Origin of the sequence: Gemmiger formicilis (genome assembly GCF_016900095.1) — a bacterium.
Taxonomy (GTDB): domain Bacteria; phylum Bacillota; class Clostridia; order Oscillospirales; family Ruminococcaceae; genus Gemmiger; species Gemmiger formicilis_A.
In genome coordinates, this window is sequence record NZ_JACJJP010000001.1 from 101,617 (window position 1) to 120,512 (window position 18,896).

The 18,896-nt window shown below is 61.9% G+C and carries 15 protein-coding genes; all 15 read right to left on the reverse strand.

The features are described 5' to 3' along the window. Positions 1-86 precede the first annotated feature (86 nt). Entirely contained in the window at positions 87-1,016 is a 930-nt protein-coding gene (locus tag H6B15_RS00500) for a uridine kinase family protein (RefSeq protein WP_204644984.1), read from the reverse strand. Further along, positions 967-2,460, reverse strand: coding sequence for a coproporphyrinogen dehydrogenase HemZ (gene hemZ / locus H6B15_RS00505; protein ID WP_204644985.1), 1,494 nt, complete (start codon positions 2,458-2,460; stop codon positions 967-969). The genes H6B15_RS00500 and hemZ overlap by 50 nt, the downstream gene beginning before the upstream one ends. A gap of 17 nt (positions 2,461-2,477) precedes the next feature. After that, complete coding sequence (locus tag H6B15_RS00510; protein WP_204644986.1) at positions 2,478-3,083, reverse strand: MBL fold metallo-hydrolase; 606 nt, start codon at positions 3,081-3,083, stop codon at positions 2,478-2,480. 10 nt (positions 3,084-3,093) lie between these two features. Beyond that, complete coding sequence (dtd, locus tag H6B15_RS00515; protein WP_204644987.1) at positions 3,094-3,549, reverse strand: D-aminoacyl-tRNA deacylase; 456 nt, start codon at positions 3,547-3,549, stop codon at positions 3,094-3,096. 25 nt (positions 3,550-3,574) lie between these two features. Then, on the reverse strand, positions 3,575-5,272 hold the full coding sequence (locus tag H6B15_RS00520) for a DUF6311 domain-containing protein (protein ID WP_204644988.1): 1,698 nt from the start codon (positions 5,270-5,272) through the stop codon (positions 3,575-3,577). A gap of 35 nt (positions 5,273-5,307) precedes the next feature. Further along, a complete protein-coding gene (locus H6B15_RS00525; RefSeq protein ID WP_204644989.1) occupies positions 5,308-7,476 on the reverse strand; it encodes a RelA/SpoT family protein in 2,169 nt (722 codons plus the stop codon). A 56-nt stretch (positions 7,477-7,532) separates the two neighbouring features. Further along, positions 7,533-9,575 carry a single-stranded-DNA-specific exonuclease RecJ gene (gene recJ / locus H6B15_RS00530; protein ID WP_204644990.1) on the reverse strand — a complete coding sequence of 681 codons (2,043 nt, stop codon included), beginning with the start codon at positions 9,573-9,575 and terminating at the stop codon, positions 7,533-7,535. A gap of 20 nt (positions 9,576-9,595) precedes the next feature. Beyond that, a complete protein-coding gene (locus H6B15_RS00535; protein WP_204644991.1) occupies positions 9,596-10,768 on the reverse strand; it encodes a hypothetical protein in 1,173 nt (390 codons plus the stop codon). Between the two features lie 28 nt (positions 10,769-10,796). Next, complete coding sequence (locus H6B15_RS00540) at positions 10,797-12,401, reverse strand: FAD-dependent protein (protein WP_204644992.1); 1,605 nt, start codon at positions 12,399-12,401, stop codon at positions 10,797-10,799. A gap of 25 nt (positions 12,402-12,426) precedes the next feature. Further along, a complete protein-coding gene (locus tag H6B15_RS00545; protein WP_204644993.1) occupies positions 12,427-13,746 on the reverse strand; it encodes a CdaR family protein in 1,320 nt (439 codons plus the stop codon). Beyond that, positions 13,721-14,626: a diadenylate cyclase CdaA gene (gene cdaA / locus H6B15_RS00550; RefSeq protein WP_204644994.1), complete on the reverse strand. Its 906-nt coding sequence runs from the start codon at positions 14,624-14,626 to the stop codon at positions 13,721-13,723. The genes H6B15_RS00545 and cdaA overlap by 26 nt, the downstream gene beginning before the upstream one ends. A 97-nt stretch (positions 14,627-14,723) precedes the next feature. After that, entirely contained in the window at positions 14,724-15,851 is a 1,128-nt protein-coding gene (ispF, locus tag H6B15_RS15640; RefSeq protein WP_204644995.1) for a 2-C-methyl-D-erythritol 2,4-cyclodiphosphate synthase, read from the reverse strand. 194 nt (positions 15,852-16,045) lie between these two features. Continuing rightward, entirely contained in the window at positions 16,046-16,804 is a 759-nt protein-coding gene (gene spo0A, locus H6B15_RS00560; protein ID WP_204644997.1) for a sporulation transcription factor Spo0A, read from the reverse strand. Between the two features lie 278 nt (positions 16,805-17,082). After that, positions 17,083-17,505, reverse strand: coding sequence for a hypothetical protein (locus H6B15_RS00565; protein ID WP_204644998.1), 423 nt, complete (start codon positions 17,503-17,505; stop codon positions 17,083-17,085). An 80-nt stretch (positions 17,506-17,585) separates the two neighbouring features. Then, a complete protein-coding gene (gene spoIVB, locus H6B15_RS00570; protein ID WP_243424206.1) occupies positions 17,586-18,830 on the reverse strand; it encodes a SpoIVB peptidase in 1,245 nt (414 codons plus the stop codon). Positions 18,831-18,896 lie beyond the last annotated feature (66 nt).

Here is an 18,896-nt window from a genome sequence, read left to right on the forward strand (position 1 = left end):
CCGATTGCAGCGCGCATTTCAATCTGAAATGGCGCCAAAATGTTACGTTTTCGTTAATATTTACCGGTTTTAGTACACACTCTTGTTTATTGTCCGATAAATTCCCGCAGCATACTGTCGGTAGGCACCACGGTTCCGGGCATGGGTTCAAAGGCCTCAAACCGGCTGCACAGATTTTGCAGGCGATCGGCGTATTCATGCGCCGTCATCTTGGGGGTGTAATGCCCCCACAGGCAGACTTCATAGCTGAAAGAGGTATCCAACACCAGGTCCGCCCGGCTCTTGAACGCCTTGATGTACCGGTCCTCCGACTGGCAGACATGGGGCCACAGCCGCAGAGTGAAATCCGCATCATGACCCCGGAAAAGATAGTCCCGGGTCAGGCGGCGGGCCAGCCGGATATCCCGGGTGGCCAACGTGCGGGAACCGTCTGCCGCCGCGTACTCCTCCCGCAGACCGGCATACATATGGATGGCCGTGCCCTTGGGAAGACTGTCAACCCCCAGTGCGGGATTGAAGGCGTGCAGCCCCTCGATCACCACCACGCCGCCCCGGCCATCGATGTGCCGGGTGGTGCCGGTGGGACGCTGGGTCAGGAAATCAAAGATGGGGGTTTCACACACGCCGGTTCCGGCCAGGTCTTGCAGACACTGACGCAGCACCGGCAGGTCCAGGGCTTCCACACACTCATAGTCGTCCGACCCGTCGGCCTGTTTGGGGTACCGCCCCTCCCCCACAAAGAAATCATCCAGGCTGATCACCGCGCTGCGGCGGCCGGATTCCGCAATCAATGCGGACAGTTTGCGGGCGGTGGTGGTTTTGCCCGCCGCCGAAGGACCGGTGAGCATCACGATCTGGGCGCCGCTTTCCAGGGCGGCGAGGGCGGCAGCTTCCAGCCGGTCATGGTAGCGCTGTTCGCACACCTGCACAAACCGTGTTTGATCTGCCGCCGCCAGATTGATCAGTTCACACTCCACCAGACGTTTGGGCGGTGTCCGTTTGGAAACAAGCGTCATAAAAACGTTTCACTCCCTTCTTGCGGTCCAGGACCGTATCGAAGCGATCAATGTATTCAGTCGGGTACTTGAAGTTGAAGATGCGTTCGATCTTGCCGCGGCGCTGCCCCGGCATGACCAGCTTAGTGGAACCGCCCGCCCCTGCCGACAGGATGGTGTGCACCTCTTCCATGATGTAGATGTTGTACAGGCATTCCCGGCCGGGTTTGCTCCAGCCGATGTTTTCCAGGTTCTGCAGGGTGCCTTTCTGGCGATACAGATAATAGGGACGGTACCCGACCTGATACAAGAGATCACAGCTTTGCAGCATGGCTGCCACATCAGCATATGCGGCAGCCCGGTGTTCCACCACCAGGTTGGAAGCGCGTTTCAGGGTCAGGGTATGCACCGTAATGTTCTCGGGGTCCAGGGAGATGGCGGTTTCCAGACTATGACGGAAGCCTTCCACCGTATCCCCGGGCAGACCGGCAATCAGATCCATATTGATGTTGTCGTGTCCCACGGCGCGGGCGGTGCGGTAACAGTCCAGAATATCCCGGGCCGTATGCTTGCGCCCGATGTTGCGCAGCACTTCGTCCGAGAAGGTCTGGGGATTGATGGATATACGGGTGGCTCCGTATTCTTTCAGGATGCGCAGCTTTTCCTCATCGGTGCAGTCGGGACGCCCCGCCTCCACCGTGTATTCCTGGATTTCGGACAGCGGAAACTCCTGCGCCATGCGCTCCATCAGCCGGCGCAGCTGGGGCGCCGTCAGGCTGGTAGGGGTGCCGCCGCCGATATACAAGGTGCGCACCCGCAGGCCGCATTCGTCCACCGCTTGCCGGGTGGCGGTGAGCTCCCGGCACAAACAGTCCACATAGGGGTCCACCAGGGCTCGGGTAGACTTGTCCCCCACCGTGCGGGAGACAAAGCTGCAATAGCTGCACCGGCTGGGGCAGAAAGGAATGCCCGCATAGACACTGCAGTCCATGGGCCGGGATGCCTCCAGCACCGGGTGCTGCAGGTCGGCAATGGCCAGGGCGGTGGCAAACCGTTCGGGGGTGCAGTCGTATTCCTGCAGGAAGCGGTCCCTGATCTGTTCTTCGGTGGCGCCGGCGTCCCGCATATCATGAATGATGCGCACCGGACGCACGCCGGTCATCATGCCCCAGGGCGGACGCATGCCCGTGTGTTCCCGCGCCAGGGTGTACAGCATCCGGCAAAGGGCATACTCCCGCTGTTTGGCGGGCATATCCCGGTCCACCGTTTCCATATGCCAGAACAGATCCCCGCCCCGGCGCAGATAGACAAGCTGTGCCACGCTGTGATCAATGGCCGCCACAACATCGGCGGCGGGATCCTCCAGCGGGCAGTCCGCACCGGCCAGCACCGCATCCGGGAAAAACATTCGGGCTACATGTTCGGCTTCATAGCCGGCCGCGGGACCGCGCAAAACGATTTGCATGGGGAGACCTCCTGCCATCAGTACCATTCGCCCAGCAGATAGGGATTGCTGCGGCGCTCCTGGCCAAGGGTGGAAAAGCTTTCGTGTCCGGGCAGGACTTTGGTTTCGTCCGGCAGAGGAAGATTGGCCACCAGCGAAAGGCTGGTGCGCATCTGCTGGGGGCTGCCGCCGGGAAGGTCCACCCGGCCGCAGGAGGAGGCAAACAGGGTATCTCCGCTGAACAGGCAGCCGTCACAGGCCAGGCAGACACTGCCCTGGCTGTGGCCGGGGGTGTGCCAGACCCGGAAGGTCAGTTCATCCACCGTGACGGTGCCGTTTTCCGGCCAGGCTTCGTCGATGATGTCCCGGGTCAGAGGGAACATCTGGCTGCCCTGGGCATCGGCAGGGTCCATCATCACCTTGGCGCCGGTCTGCTGTTTCAGGGCAGCCACGGTCCCCACATGGTCATAATGGCCGTGGGTGAGGAAGATATGGGTCAGGGTGGCGCCGGCTTCCTTCAGCGGATCCAGATAACGGGCAGCGTCCGCCGCCGGGTCAACGGCAATGCCGTGGCCCGCCTGGGTGATGATCAGGAAGGTGTTGGTGCAAAGAGGCCAGGGGCCGGAGATGTGCAGCAGTTTCATGGGAATATCCTCACTTTTTCCATTCGTCGGTATCGATCATGATGGTCACGGGACCATCGTTGGTCAGGGTAACCTGCATATCGGCGCCGAACTCACCGTGCTGCAACGCCTTCAGGGGCTGTTTGCGCAGTTCGGCCAGAAACGCTTCGTACAAGGTTTCGGCGGCTTCCCCTTTGGCCGCCCGGATAAAACTGGGACGGTTGCCCCGGGAAGTATCGCCGTACAGGGTAAAGTTGGAGACCACCAGAACGGACAGGCCCAATTCGGTGGCACTGCGGTTGAGTTTGCCCTGCTCATCGGTAAAGATGCGCAGGTTGGCACATTTGGTGGCCAGCTTGGGAACGATGGCGGCATCTTCCCCATCGCAGACCCCCAGCAGAATGACCAGACCGGGGCCGATGGTGCGGGGCTCGCCGCCGTTGACTACCACCGATGCCTGGGACACACGTTGAATGACAGCGCGCATGAAAATGTTCTCCTTATAATGAAAATCAGGGTTGCAGGCACAGCATGAAATAGCAGGAATCCGCCACAAAGAAGGTGGGAGCGGGATCCTCGGCATAGATCCGCTGCCATTGGTTCCACACCGATTCGTCCGTGGTCACATAGACGGCAGAAGGATCGTATTCCCCACGCAGCAGCCCGGCCGCGGTATCGGCACGGCTTTGGGCAGCGGCCTCGTGACTGCCGGACACCGCAATGTCCAGGTTGGTGGTCAGACCTTCCCGCCCGGCCAGAATGGCCAGCAGACGCAGACGGTCCTCCCGCACATCCCCGGCAGCCAACAGGGCGGTGCGTCCCGCGCCGATTCCCGCCGTCATGGGATGGCTGGCCACGTTCTCCACCGGATGGGCCATGCAGTCTGTAAAGTAGTTTCGCTTTTCAGCCGCCACGGCGGATAAATCCCACACCTGCACAATCAGCAGCAAAGCCAAAAGCACACTGGCGCACACCGCCGGGTAAGGCAACCGGCCGCAGGCACGGCGCAGAGTATACACACCCCAAACCACCAGGCAGGCGGCGGGCAGATAGAACATGCGGCCGCTGGCGCGGAAAATGCCGCACAGGTTCAACAGCCATGCCGGCAAAGGCAGGGTGAAGCCGGTGTTGCCCCAATACACATGGTTGCTCACCGCAAATACCGTCAGCAGACCGCAGGCAACAGCCACCGTCCAGTTTCGGCCCCACCAGGCCCTGACCGATTGCGGGCGGCGGAACACCGCCGCAGCGGATACAAGCAGAGCCAGGGCCAGCAAGACCAGCACGCCCAGACCCAGATAGTTGAAACCATCATACTGGCCGGGCTGCTGGGTCAGCACCGGCAAAAGGCGGGACCAGGTGTATCCGCCCCGGGAAGAGGGATTGAACAGGGCGTTCAGGTTCATGGAGAACTCCCCGTACCCGTCCCGGCTCAAGGAACTTTCCGTGCCGATGGCACCGCAGACCACACCGCCCACCAGGGCGGCAGCCAACGCTGCCAGGAAATCCAGGACGGCGCCGGGCATACCGCCCTTCAGACGCACGCGATCCACGCTCCAAAGGAGCGCACAGATCATGACCGGCGGCAGAAAATACGGATGGATACCCACGGCGGCAAAGGCCAGGATCACCAGCCACCAGCGCCGTTTTGGGGCACGCCCGGTCCGGCGCAGGGCTTCCCTGCTTTCCAGGTAGACATACAGGGCAAACAGGAACAGCCACTGGGAGGCCAGCGCCGTATGGCGGAAAGCCCGTTCCCACAGGGTGGGCAGACAGGCGAACAAAGCTCCGCCCAGCAGGCCGGTAACGGCCGCCTGTACTCTGCCGGTCAGGCCGCGGGCACAAAGCAGACCGCCCGCCGCTCCCTGCAAAGCAAAACACCCCAGCACGTACAGCCCGAACCACTGGAACGTAGCGGGCAGAAAGCCCCGCAGCAGTTTGAGAAAAATGCTGACCCAGGGCAGGCTGTCGGTGTAGGAAACGGCGGTGCCGTCCGGTGCAGCCAGGGTATCGGCCACGCCCAGGGGGAAGGTCCAGTGGGAATTGCGGAACAACAGCCAGCCCGCATAATGCTGCTGGACGTCCAACTCATCGTAGCCGCCCAGGATCCAGTTGTCCCAGCTCACATGCAGCGGCGCGGTGCCGTACACCCACAGGAACACGGCCACCCCCGCCGCGGCGCCCAGCATTGCGGGCAACAAACGCAGCACAACCGAAGATTTTTGAAGTGGATTCTTCATAGATATCAGATACGGGTCACCGACATCACGTCCCGCACCTTCTGCAGGCGCAGCACCACATTGTTCAGATGTTCGGTATTGTTGATGCCGATGGTCAGGGACATGCGGGCACGTCCCTGGTCAGCGGCGCGGGCATCCAGCGAATAGATGGGCACGCGCATATCTCCCAGCGCCAGCGCCACATCCGAAACCAGATTGGCACGGTCCATGCAGACCAGTTCCAGGGTGGCCTTGTAGTCTTCCCGCACATTGTCGGCCCAGTAGGCACGCACCCAGCGGCCGGCATTTTCGGGGGACTTCATGCTCTCCCGCACGTTGCCGCAATCCTTTTTGTGGATGGACACACCGAAACCGCGGGTAACAAAACCGATGATCTCATCCCCGGGCAGCGGCGAGCAGCACTTGGCAAACTTGATGGGGCAGTTGTCGATGCCTTCCACCACCACGCCAGCGGTGGAGTGGACCTTTTTCACATCCACGGTGACCGGCTTGGGCTCGGAGGCTTTCAGGCGGTTGTACTCGTCCTTCAGCTTGGGCAGGACCCGGGCCATCTGCAGACCGCCGTATCCGATGGTGGCATACATTTCCTCCACCGTGTTGCAGTGGTTGCGCTTGGCCAAAGCGGCCATAAAGTTGTCGTACTGGTCCGCCGGAACGGTCATCAGATTGCGGCGCATCTCCCGTTCCAGGGCTTCCTTGCCTTCCACAATATTTTCTTCCCGGCGTTCTTTCTTGAACCAGTTGCGGATCTTGTTCTTGGCTTCGCTGGTCTTGACGATATTGAGCCAGTCGCGGGAGGGACCGCGGTTTTCCGGCCCGGTGATGATCTCGATGATCTCGCCGGTGGCCACCTGGTGATCGATGGGCACAATGCGGTTGTTCACCTTGGCGCCGATCATCCGGTTGCCCACCGCCGAATGGATGGCATAGGCAAAGTCGATGACGGTGGCCCCCGCCGGCAGGTTGATCACATCGCCCCGGGGGGTAAAGGCAAAGACTTCTTCAGGCAGAAGGTCGGACTTGATATCGCTGAGCAGGTCGGTGGCATCCACGCTGGAGCGCTGACTTTCCAGCAATTGCCGCACCCAGGCCAGGCGCTCTTCCAGCTTTTCGTTGCTGGTGGAAATGCCCGCCTTGTACTTCCAGTGGGCGGCAATGCCGTATTCCGCCATGCGGTCCATGTCCCAGGTGCGGATCTGCACTTCAAAGGGGATGGCTTCCCGGCCGATGACGGTGGTATGCAGGCTCTGGTAGCCGTTGGGCTTGGGGGTGGAGATGTAATCCTTGAACCGGTTGGGCAGCGGATGATACATATCGTGGATCAGGCCCAGGGCGGTGTAGCATTCGGCCACCGAATTGATGATGATCCGCACGGCATAGACATCGTAAATTTCCTCGAAGTCCTTGTTCTGCATATACATCTTGCGGTAGATGCCGTAGATGCTCTTCACGCGATGGCGGATGGCCGCGTTCTCGATGCCGTTGTCCTCCAAATGGGTGCGGATGGTCTGGCAGACTCCTTCCAGGAAAGCGTCGCCGTGCTTGTTCAGCAAGGACCGGATGGTCTCATAGCCCACAGGGTCCAGGTAGTGCAGGCTGCGGTCCTCCAGCTCCTCCTTGATGTTGGAGATGCCCAGACGGTGGGCGATGGGAGCATAGACCTCCATGGTTTCCAGGGCCTTGTCCCGGCGCTTCTGCTCGGGCCAGGCATCACCGGTGCGCATGTTGTGCAGACGGTCGCACAGTTTGATGATCATGACCCGTACGTCCTGGCTCATGGCCAGCAGCATCTTGCGCAGGTTTTCGGCCTGGCGGTCCTCCACATTGGAAAACTTGATCTGGGTCAGCTTGGTGACGCCATCCACCAGCAAAGCCACTTCGTTGCCGAACTTGCTGCGGATTTCGTCCACACTGACAGCGGTGTCCTCGGCCACGTCGTGCATCAGCGCCGCCGCAATGCTTTCGCTGTCCATGCCCAGTTCCACCAGGATCCGGGCCACCGACAGCGGATGGCAGATATACGGTTCGCCACTGCGGCGCCGCTGTCCGCTGTGTGCCGATTCAGCCAGCGCATAGGCGCGGTCCACCATAGCAAAGTCGTACGGACGGCCGCTGTCGATCATATCCTGTTTAAGCTGCTCATAGGTAATGGGCATTTTCACATCGTTCTCCATGGTGGTTCCTCCCCCTGATTTTTGGTATTCATCCGCAATGTCCGGCATTGGCGGGGTCATTCCCCCTGCCCCGCCGCCATGGCACGCAGTTTTTGCAGAATGGGCGCATCATCCAGATTCTTTTTCCCGGTGACGGCCGCGGGCATCCAGCGTCCGTTTTGCTGTTCCACCAGCCCCAGTTCGCACAGAGCCTGCAGGCTGGCCAGCGTTTTGCCGGTGTTTTCCGCGCCGGATGCCGCAAACACCGGCTGCAGATCTTCGGCACAGACGCCGCCTGCCCGGATGCGGCGGTACAGGTTGGCGGTATCATTGCGGTCCGGCAAAAACGCCTGCGCCCGGTCGGGCGGCAGGACCGTTCCGGCGCAGACGGCATCGAAAGCCGCTGCCTGTCGGGCCGGTTCGTTGCCCAGCCCCGCCGGACGCATGGCCTTGCAATGGGCCGATACCATCGGCCCGCTGCGGCCCTGGAAGACGCTGACCTCGATGGCCGCATCCACCGCCGTCCCCGGCTGGTAGGGCAGTTCCTGCGGGGAGGTGCCGAACACCGACACAAAGCAGGTGGAATCCCCCTGGCGCAGCCGCACCCGGGTGTGGCGGCCTTCGCTGCCCAGGGGCCAGAGCCCATCCACCACGGCGTTCTGCACCAGCAGCAGCGGAACCGGGTTGCCGCTGCCAAAGGGTGCCAGCCGGGACAGCTGCCGCACCGAGGCCAGGTCCAGTTCGCCGAGCCGGACGGCGGCGTCCAGCTTGAGGGTGCCGGGTTCCGGCACCGGGTATTCCCGCACCGCCCAGGCATTGATGGCAGCGCGGAAAGCCCCGATCTTCTCTTCCTCCACCAGCAGTCCCGCCGCCGCGGCATGTCCGCCGCTGCGGATCAGGCAGGAGGAGCAGGCGGCCAGCGCCCCGTGCAGGTTGAAGCCTGACGGTGCGCGGCCACTGCCGCGGCCTTCCCCGTTTTCGGTGGAGATCACAATAGCGGGGCGGCCGTAGCGCTCCATCAGGCGGCTGGCTACGATGCCGATGACACCGGGATGCCAGCCCTCCCCCGCCACCACCAGCACCCGGTCGTGGGCCCGGGCCGGGTCCGCCTGGATGGTCTGCAGGGCGGCAGCCAGAATCTGCTGTTCGGTCTGCTGGCGCTCGGCGTTGATCTCGCCCAGGCGGGCGGCGATGCCCGCCGCCTGTTCCTCGTTTTCACACAGCAGCAGCTTGAGGGCCACCGCCGCGGTATCCATGCGCCCCGCCGCGTTCAGCCGGGGCGCCAGCCCATAGCTGACGGTTTCGGCGGTGACCGGTTTGCCCGCGTAGCCCGCGTTTTCCAACAAGGCCTGCAAGCCGGGACGCATGGTCTCCTGCAGAACCGCCAGGCCCTCCCGCACCAGGGTGCGGTTTTCCCCCGTGAGGGGCATCACATCGGCGATGGTGCCCAGGGCCGCCAGCTCACCGAACATGTCCAGCAGCTCGGCGGGGTCACAGCCTTCCAGGGCGGCACAGAGTTTGAAAGCTACCCCGGCCCCGCACAAAAACTTGAACGGGCTTTCGTCGTCGGCACGGTTGGGGTCCACCACGGCCACGGCATCGGGCAGCTTCTCACCGGGCAGATGATGATCGGTGATGACCAGATCAATGCCCAGCTCCCTGGCATAGTCGGCTTCCTCCACAGCGGCAATGCCGTTGTCCACCGTAACCACCAGGGTGTAGCCTTTGTCGGCCAGACCCTTGAGGATTTCCTTGTTCAGGCCGTACCCGCCGCCGTCCCGGCTGGGCAGCTTGCACCGCACCTGGGCCCCCTGGTTGGACAGGCATTCAAACAGGATGGCGGTGGCCGAAACCCCGTCCACATCATAGTCGCCGAAGATGACGATGGGTTCCCCTTCCTCCACGGCCCGCTGAATCCTGGACACGGCCTTGTCCATGTCCTTGATCAGGAAGGGGTCGCTGAGTTCGTCCCGCCCGTCCAGAAGGTGCCGGGCCGCTTCAGGCGTATGAATCCCCCGCGCAGCCAGCACACGGCTGAGCAGAACACCGAAGCCTTCGGCTTGAAGGGCTTCGGCATCCTGTTCGGCAGAAGGATTCAGCTGCCAGGCACGGTAATTCATAGCGGTACGCTCCTTACAATTTACAATTCCACATTCCGGGTTCCGGCACCGAAATCCTGCCGGAAATCATGGGTCAGACCGTCCTGCCGCAGCATGGTTTCCAGCGTATCGATCTCGGTGGAAACATCCAGACTCACATCCAGCAGCAGGGTTTCATACAGTTTGCCGTAGGCCATATTCAGGGTGTGCAGAATGCCGGTGATCTCGCCGCGGATCTTGTCGGCGGCAGCCGCATCGGTATCCCCCAGCCCCATGGCGGTGTCCAGCAGTTTGCGGGTGGTGGGCAGATAGTATTCCCGGAAACGGCGCAGCCGGGGCACCTGTTCCGGGTGGTTGTGGGCAAAGCCCAGAATGGCGCCGCAGGTTTTCTGCATGGTGGCCAGTTCCTCGTCGGCGCTCTCCCCCAGCCGGCCCCGGCAGACCCGCAGATAATTGAGGAACTCTACGCCCTCTTTGCGCAGCTGCTCCGCCGCATCCGGGGCGGGTGCGGCAGACGGGGCAGCTGTTTCTTCCGTCCGGGACGGGGTGTACAGGGAATCATCCAGGTACAGCGTCCGCCCATCCGCAGAGACAAGCGCCCCGGGAATCTCCCCGCGGGCAATGGCTCTCTGTAATTCTTCCCGCACCCGGGTTTCAGGCTGCATGACGGTCCGGGCCAAGGTGGGAATATCACAGACCCAGTCCCGGGCGCCGCGCAGATAACTGCGCAGCCGGTTGTAACGTCCCCACAGCCGGACCCCGATGACCCCCATGACCGAAAAGCCCGCCGCAATGGGGGCAAAACAAGCCGCCAGAATGGGAAACACAACGTGTTCGTCCGGCGTCATGCCCAGCGCCTGGGGGCTGACCATGGCCAGAACGAACATGACCAGCGCCGCAATGCCGAAGCCGGCGGCAAAAATCCAGCCGCCCACCGACATGCCCAGATAGCCGTCCTGCTCTTTATTTTTCAGCTGGCGGTCCATCCGGCGGATCCAGGTGGGAAAAGGCACATCCTTGTTGTCCAGGCTGCGGCTGTTCAGTGCATCCCCCACTGACCGGACCACCCCGGCCAGACCGTCCAGCAAACCGGAACCGATTTCGGCGCCGGCCTGTACGATCTCGTTGACAGCCTCATCCACATCGGGGATGCCGGTATATTCTTCCGCCGGGCGGGATTGCTTGTCTTCCCGGTAGGGGTTGTTGGACGGCATATTCCTTTTCCTTTCCTATGCATCAAATTCAGGCGTCTGTGCGGGGCGGCGCACTCTGTTCCATCAGGGCAGCGGCACAGCGCAGCCCATCCACCGCGGCGGTCATAATGCCGCCGGCGTAACCGGCGCCCTCACCGCAGGGATACAGCCCCGGCAAGGCCACGCATTGCAGGTCCTGCCCGCGCAGCAGGCGCAGGGGGCTGGAAGTTCTGGTTTCCAGGCCGGTAAGCACCGCATCCGGTGCCCGGTATGCCGCCATCTTGCGGCCAAAGGCAGTCAGTCCCTGGCGCAGGGCGGCGGAGAGTTCCTGCGGGAGCAAACTGCCCAGATCGCAGGGTTCCACGCCCCGGGGATAGGTGGGCTGCACCGCTCCCAGTTCCAGGCGTCCCCTGCCTTGCAGGAAGCTGCCCACCGTTTCCGCCGGGGCGGCGTAGTTGGATCCGCCGGCCCGGAAGGCCGCCTGTTCCAGCTGCCGCTGGAAGGCCACAGCCCGGGCGGGATCATTGTCAAAGTCGCGGCCGTCCACGCTGACCACCACCGCCGCGTTGGCGTTGCGGCCGTCCCGGGCATGCAGGCTCATGCCGTTGGTGACCACGCCGCCTTCCTCGCTGGCGGCGGCGCAGACGCTGCCGCCGGGGCACATGCAGAAGGTGTACACGCAGCGTCCGCCGTCCACATGCTGGCTGAGCTGGTATTCGCCCCTGGGCAGGGCCGGATGCCCGGCCGCCCCATGGTAGAGGCTGCGCTCGATCTCGGATTGCAGGTGTTCCGCACGGAAGCCCACCGAGAAGGGTTTGCACTCCAGCGGCAAGCCCAGCGTGTGCAGCATGGAAAAGGTATCCCGGGCACTGTGGCCCACCGCCAGAATCATCCGATCGCAGGCAAAGTCGCCGCCTGTGGTCTTCACGCCGCACAGCACGCCGCCGCGCATTTCCAGACCGGTCAGCCTGGTGTTGAACAGCACGGTGCCGCCCAGAGATTCGATCTCGGCCCGGATACCGGTAATGACTCCGCGCAGCAAATCGGTGCCCACATGGGGTTTCTGCCGCCAGGCAATGTCCCGGGGTGCGCCGTGTTCCAGAAAGGTCTGGGTGACATAGGCGCACAGGGCATCCCCGGTACGGGTGGTCAGTTTTCCGTCTGAGAAGGTCCCGGCGCCCCCTTCTCCGAACTGGATGTTGGCGTCGGGGTTCAGCGCGCCGCCGGCCTCAAAGGCCTGCACGGCAGCGATCCGCTGTTCCAGGGCCGGGCCCCGTTCCAGCACCAGCGGGCGATACCCGTGCCGGGCCAGCAGCAGCGCCGCAAACAATCCGGCAGGCCCCAGGCCCACCACCACCGGCCGGTGGGCCAGCGGGGTCTGGCCCTGGGAAAAGTGAAATTCCGGCCGACGGGTGAAACAGACGCAGGGCGAGGCCCCGGCCAAAGCCGATTCCTCACCCTCGTCCTTGAGCGTGATGGCTACGGTGTATACCAGCACGGGCGTACCGTGCCGGGCATCCACCGAAAGTTTTGCGATGCCGGTTTCCGCCGGATACCCGGCGGAAAGTCCCAGCGTCTTGCGCGCCCGGCGCACGGCCTCGGCCCCGGGATCGGAGCAGGCCAGCGGCAGGCGGATGTTGCGAACCAAAAACACTGTGAGATACGGTCTCCTTATCGTTTTACTTGGTGGTAATGGCGCACTGCACCGTATAGCTGCCCACCGCAAAGATGCGGCTGGACGAAGGCACCTGGATGTTGACCGGCAGGGTCTGCTGGCCGGCCGTCACCGAGATACTCTGGCAGTCCACCTGTGCCAGAACGCTGTCGGCGGAAAGTTCTTCGATCTCATCCGCCGGGCCGTACAATGTCACACCGCTGATGCGGCTGGTCAGCACATCCACATCCACGTCACTGGGAATGTTGATGACCCGGATGTTGGTGTTGGCCACATTCAGGGTAGTGCTGGCCATGTTGGTGGTATCGAAGGTCAGGGTGACGGTGGTGATGCCATCCTGAGAGACAATGCCGTCCGGCAGTTCCACCGAAAGCTGATAATCCCGGTCAAAGGCAAAGCTCTGTCCCAGGTCCAGACTGGCCACGCTCAGCTCGTTCAGTTTACTGATGGTGCGGGCGGGTCCGGCCACGCGCAGGGTTTCGCGGTCCAGGGAATATTTCAGGCTGGAAACGTCAAATCCGGTGGGCAGGCCGATGAAGTCCACCGTCAGCGGCAGTTCCCGCACCTGCAGCACGTTCAGGGTAACGGCGGCGGTATCGCTGTCCATGGTGGTATACTGCGGGGTGACGGCGTTGCCGTTGGCGTCCCGCATTTCCAGGGCGGATTCCAGGGTGATGGAATCATCCAGCTTGTCTTCCGAGGCCACCGTGGCCACCACCGAGTCGATCTGTTCCAGCTCGCTGGTGGGGCCGGTGAGGGTAACTTCCGCCGGGATGCTGGACACACTGTTCAGAATGAACCCGTCCGCAATGGCGATCTGGGACGTATCGGCGGTGACCCGCACCGTCTTTTCGCTCACATTGTCGAAGACAACGGTCACGGTGGCGGGGTTTTCCACCGTCAGTTCGATGCCCAGGTTGTCGTAATCCGACGTAATGAACCGGGCCCCCAGTTCCAGGGTCACGGTACCCGCGCCGCGCACGGTGGAATACTTGGGGTAAACCATAATGTCGCTTTCCCGGATGCCGCCGATGATGGTGCCGCTGCCTTTGATGCGCACGGTCACGTTGGAGACGTCGGGCGTTTCCACAATGTCCAGACCAAGGCTTGTGTAGGTGCTGGACTGGTAGGTATAGGTGATGGTGTTGATGGTGACAGTCTTATCGCTTTCCTGGTCAAAATACATGGTGACAATGAGCCAGGCAAGCACCGCACAGGCCACTGCCGCGCACCAGAGCACGGCCGGGTAATCCCAGATCGTACGTTTTTCCCGCGCTTTGGGTGCCACCGCAGGCTGTTCACTTTTCTTTTTGTTCAGTGCCATGCTTCTGGGCACCTCCTTTGCCAAACAAACGAGCCCACACGGGTACTTTCTGTTCTTCCGGAGACTCGGGCGGGATGATTTCTTCCTGCAGCAGATTGAACAGGTTCTGGCGGTCCAGGCGGCGGATCAGCACGCCGTTTTTCGCCAAAGAGATGATGCCGGTCTCCTCGCTGACCACGATGACCACGGCATCGGAATTTTCGCTCATGCCCAGACCGGCGCGGTGGCGCGTGCCCATATCCTTGCCCATTTCCAGGTTATTGGACAAAGGCAGAACGCACCCGGCCGCCACGATCCGTCCGTCCCGGATGATGACGGCGCCGTCATGCAGGGGCGTACCTTCATAGAAGATGGTGCCCAGCATTTCCGGAATCACATTGGCCGACAGAGGCGTGCCGGTGCGGATGATCTCTTCCAGGTTGTTGTTGCGTTCCAGCACCATCAGGGCGCCGGTGCGGGTATCCGAAAGCTGTTCTGCCGCATCACAGATGGCCACCACGGCGCTCTGCCACACCGCCCGCAGGGACGGGTCGCTGCGCCGGATGCTGAACAGCCGGCCGGTCCAGTTGGCGCTCTGGCCCAGACGTTCCAGGGTGCGACGCAGTTCCGGCTGGAACAGCACCACGGCCGCAATGAAGCCCACCTGCAAAAAGTTGTTCAACAGCCAGCGCACGGTGCGCAGCTCAAACAGATAGGCCAGCGCAAAGCAGGCCAGCGCAAGCACCATGCCGCGGACCAGCTGACCCGCGCGGGATTTGCGCGCAAACAGAAACAGTTCATAAAAGGCGACGGAAATGACCAGAATATCAACCAGGTCTCGCACGCCAAAGGTGCGCAGGTTGCTGATCACACCGCCGAAAAAGTCGTAAATGCCGAGCATGCCGGTCACAGCCTCCTAACAGCCGCCGGGCAAAGGGCGGGCACGGTTCTCTTCTTCTCAGTATAACACACCGCAAGACCGGTGGAAAGTTGCCGGTTCAGGACTCCAGAAGGGCCACGGCGTGGGCCGCAATCCCCTGTCCCTGGCCGGTAAAGCCCAGGTGTTCCTCGGTGGTGGCCTTCACGCTGATGCACTCCACCGGCACATCCAGCGCCCGGGCAATGTTGGCCCGCATGGTCTGGATATGGGGCGCCAGCTTGGGAGCCTGACACAGAACGGTGGCATCCACGTTGCCCACCGTGTAACCGGCCTGCCGCACCAGATTGCCCACTTCCTGCAAAAGCCGCAGGGAATCAGCACCTTCATACCGGGGGTCTGTGTCCGGAAAATGCTTGCCGATGTCCCCCAGCGCAGCAGCGCCCAACAGAGCATCCGAAACGGCATGCAGCAGCACGTCGGCGTCGGAGTGACCCAACAGTCCCTTTTCGTAGGGGATGTCCACCCCGCCCAGAATCAGCCGCCGGCCTTCCACCAGGCGGTGCACGTCATAACCATGTCCGATGCGCATGGTGCTTTCCCCTTTCAGATCCTCTTTTGTGGTGATTTTCAGGTTGGCATAGTCTCCCGGCGTCAATACCACCGGCAGACCGGCCAGTTCAAACAGACTGCAGTCGTCGGTGACAAGGTCGGCCTTGTCTTCCGACACGGCATCCAGTGCCCGCAGATACAGTTCCCGCCGGAAGCACTGGGGCGTCTGGACCGCAAACAGGGTGCTGCGGTCGGGGGTGTTCAGCACCCGGCCGTCGGCAGCGGCCACCTTGACCGTATCCTTCACCGCAACGGCCGGCGCCGCAGCACCGGTCTGTTCGGCGGCATCGATGGCGGCGGTGATGACCTCTTCACTGACGAAGGGTCTGGCCGCATCATGAATGGCCACCATCTCGCCGGTGGCCGCAGCCAGACCGGCGCAGACGCTTTGCGCCCGCGTGGCCCCGCCCGGCACCGCCGTGCACGGCTTGGTGCAAGCCGCGGCCAGCTGACGGCAGGTTTCCAGGTTGGCGCCGGCCACCAGCACAATCTGGGTGATGCGTGGATGATTTTCAAAGGCACGCAGGCTTGTCTGCAGCACGGTCAGCCCGCCGGGCAGACGGTGGCTGAGTTTATCGAATCCCATACGGCGGGAGGCTCCCGCCGCCACCAGGATTGCGGTTACGGTTTGCGCCATGGCTGGCGCCCCCTTTCGGTTGAAACTACGGACCGGGGCACACAGCGTATACACACCCCAGTTTGACCATGCTATCATTATACAAGCATCCAACGGAAAAATCTACCGCTTTGGGGCGGATTCAAAAAGTTTTGAAATAAAAAAGCCTCCCGGCCGCAGCGGGAGGTAAAACGCACAAGTATACTTTTGACAAATCAAGCGCGACGACGCTTGTCCAGGCGGATTTTGTCCGCAATCATGGCAATAAATTCCGAGTTGGTGGGCTTGCCCCGCAGGCTGTGGATGGTGTAGCCGAAATACCCGTTGAGGGTATCCACATCGCCCCGGTCCCAGGCCACCTCGATGGCGTGGCGGATGGCCCGCTCCACCCGGGAAGCGGTGGTGCCGTTGCGCTTGGCGATTTCGGGGTACAGACGCTTGGTCACGGCGTTGATGTACTCGTGGTCTTCCACCGCCAGCAAGATGGCATCCCGCAAAAACTGATATCCCTTGATGTGGGCCGGAACCCCCACCTGGTGCAGAATTTCGGTGACGGTCAGCTCGTCACTGTCCTGAGAGAAGGCCTGCGGGCGTGCGGGTGTACCCGCCGCCTTGAGCACCCGGCTGACCAGGACCGACTCGTCAAAAGGTTTGACAAAAAAGAAGGAAAAGCCGTTGTCCAGCAGTTCCTGTTCGATCTCCTCACTCTGGAAAGCCCCGGTCACAAAAAAGGTGGTGTGGGTGCCGGAGGTATCCTGGGCTTCGTACCGCTGCTTGACCGTGATGGCATCCAGGTCCGGCATGAAGGTATCCAGCAGAACCGCCTGGGGATGGGTGTCCAGCAGCGCTTTCAGGGCTTTGCTGCCGTTTTTCTCGCACACCGTCACCGAAACGCCTTTGTCCTCCAGCGCCTGGCGGCACAGCGCCGTGGTCTGCGCGCCGGTATCGGTCATCAAAAACTTGATCTTGTCCATTGTGATACACTCCTCATTCATCAGCGGCCAGCCGCCCGGCCGCGCAGGTTTCTCTCGACAATGGAAATATTACCATATTTTACCAATTCTGGCAATAGGAAATTTTCGGGGTTCTTTCGCTTTTTGTCTCTTTTTGCGACAAAACCCGGCACGGTATCTCTTGTTTCGCCCTTTGTATGCCTTCCTTTTGCCGTGTTCCCCACCATTTTGGACCCGCATGTCACTGGAAAGACGATGGGAATATTACCAGCACAGCTTGCCTATGCCTGCCACACGGGTTATTCCTGCACCTCGTAGACAATGTTGCCGGTATAATACAGGGAAAGCATGACCTCCATCAGAGGTTCCCGATCCGGCAGCGACAGGTAACCGCGGTATGTAACCGTGTGGTAGCCGTATGCCTCATCCAGAATTTCAAAGGAGATGTCCCGGTAGCGGTCCAGAAACGACTCCAGCTCCATGCGCTGGCCTTGGAATGTTCCGTAGGCACCGTTTTCGCTCAGGAAATAAACATCCGAAAAGGCCATGCTGACCCGTTCGATCAGCAGATCACCCGACACCTGCCGGTTTTCTCCCTTCAGTTCTACATACCCCGTTTCAAAACAGAACCGAAGATTTTCCCCTGTCCGTTCAATCCGGTTCACCCGCATGTCGTGGAGGCTGTATGGCGCGGTGGGTTGAAAATGGTAGATCACATTCATGTGAATGCCCCTTTCCTGTTGTTTGGCTCCAGTATAGCAAAACAGGCAGAGGCTTGTCACCTCTGCCCGAAAGCTTTTTCTCATTGGGAAGTTACCAGCGCATCCGCCGTCTTGAGCATATTTTCCGCGAAGATGCCATACCCCCTGGTGGGATCATTGACCAGCACGTGGGTCACAGCTCCTACCAGGCGGCCGTCCTGCAGGATAGGGCTGCCGCTCATACCCTGCACAATGCCCCCGGTGGCGGAAAGCAGCCGTTCATCGGTCACCCGGACCAGCAGGTTGCGGTTAGGGTCCCCCGCTGTCATGTTCACCCGCTCGATGGTCACGTCGTACAGTTGCGGCTGGGTGCCGTTGATGGTGGTGAGGATCTGGGCCGGCCCGGTTGCCACCTGCTGGATGTTGGCCACCGGCATACTCTGCCCGGACACCGCCGGAGCGCCTTCGCTCAGTGTGCCGTACACACCGGCGGTGTCGTTGGCGGTGACGCTGCCCAGGGCCGCGCCGCCGGAAAATTCGCCTTTCAGCTCTCCCGGCGCGCCGGCCGTGCCTTTTTGCACCCCGATGATGGTCACGGGTACAATCTCCCCGGACAGCAGCGGAAAGTCGGCGCCGGTGTCGCTGTCACTCACCGCATGGCCCAGGCCCGCAAAAGTCCCTTTCTCTGTATCCACAAAGGTCAGGGTGCCGATCCCCGCCGAGGAATCCCGTACCCACACCCCGGCACGCCACACACCGCTGTCCCGGTCCTGCACGGGGGTCACGCTGCAGGTATGCTGCACCCCATCCCGCACATACACAATGTTCACCGCGTTTCCTCCTGCCGCCGTGATAGCCGCGGACAATTCCTCATTGCCGTGCACCGGGCTGCCCCCCGCCGAAACGATCACATCTCCCAGGCGAAGCCCTGCCTCCTTGGCCGGGTTTTCGCTGCCGAGAACGGTAAGCTGGTCGGAGAAGGCCACCACCAGGGCACCGTCGGCAAACATCTTGACGCCGAAAGGCGCCCCGGACACAGTGACCGTGCGGGTGGCGGATTCCACCGTGCGCACCGTTTTGACCGGCACTACCCCGAACAGACGCAGGGTCTGGTTGCAGCTGCCGGTATCCGTGGTGCCGCTGACGGCGGCAGTGTGCCCGCGCGACGGTTTCCCCGCCTGCAAAAACGGCATGGATGCCAGCGCCAGGGATTCCCCGGGCGCCACATAAAAAGTATCCGGAAGTGCGGCGCGAAGCCCCAGCACAACAGCAGCAGACAAAGCCGCAAGCAATGCCAACGCTCCCAGCAGGCGGCGCACAAGGCGCCTTGCGGAATAACCGGGCAATGGTATCCCCTCCTTTTCCATACCTCAGTATGTGCAGGGAGGGTCGAAATATTGCAGAAAAAAATC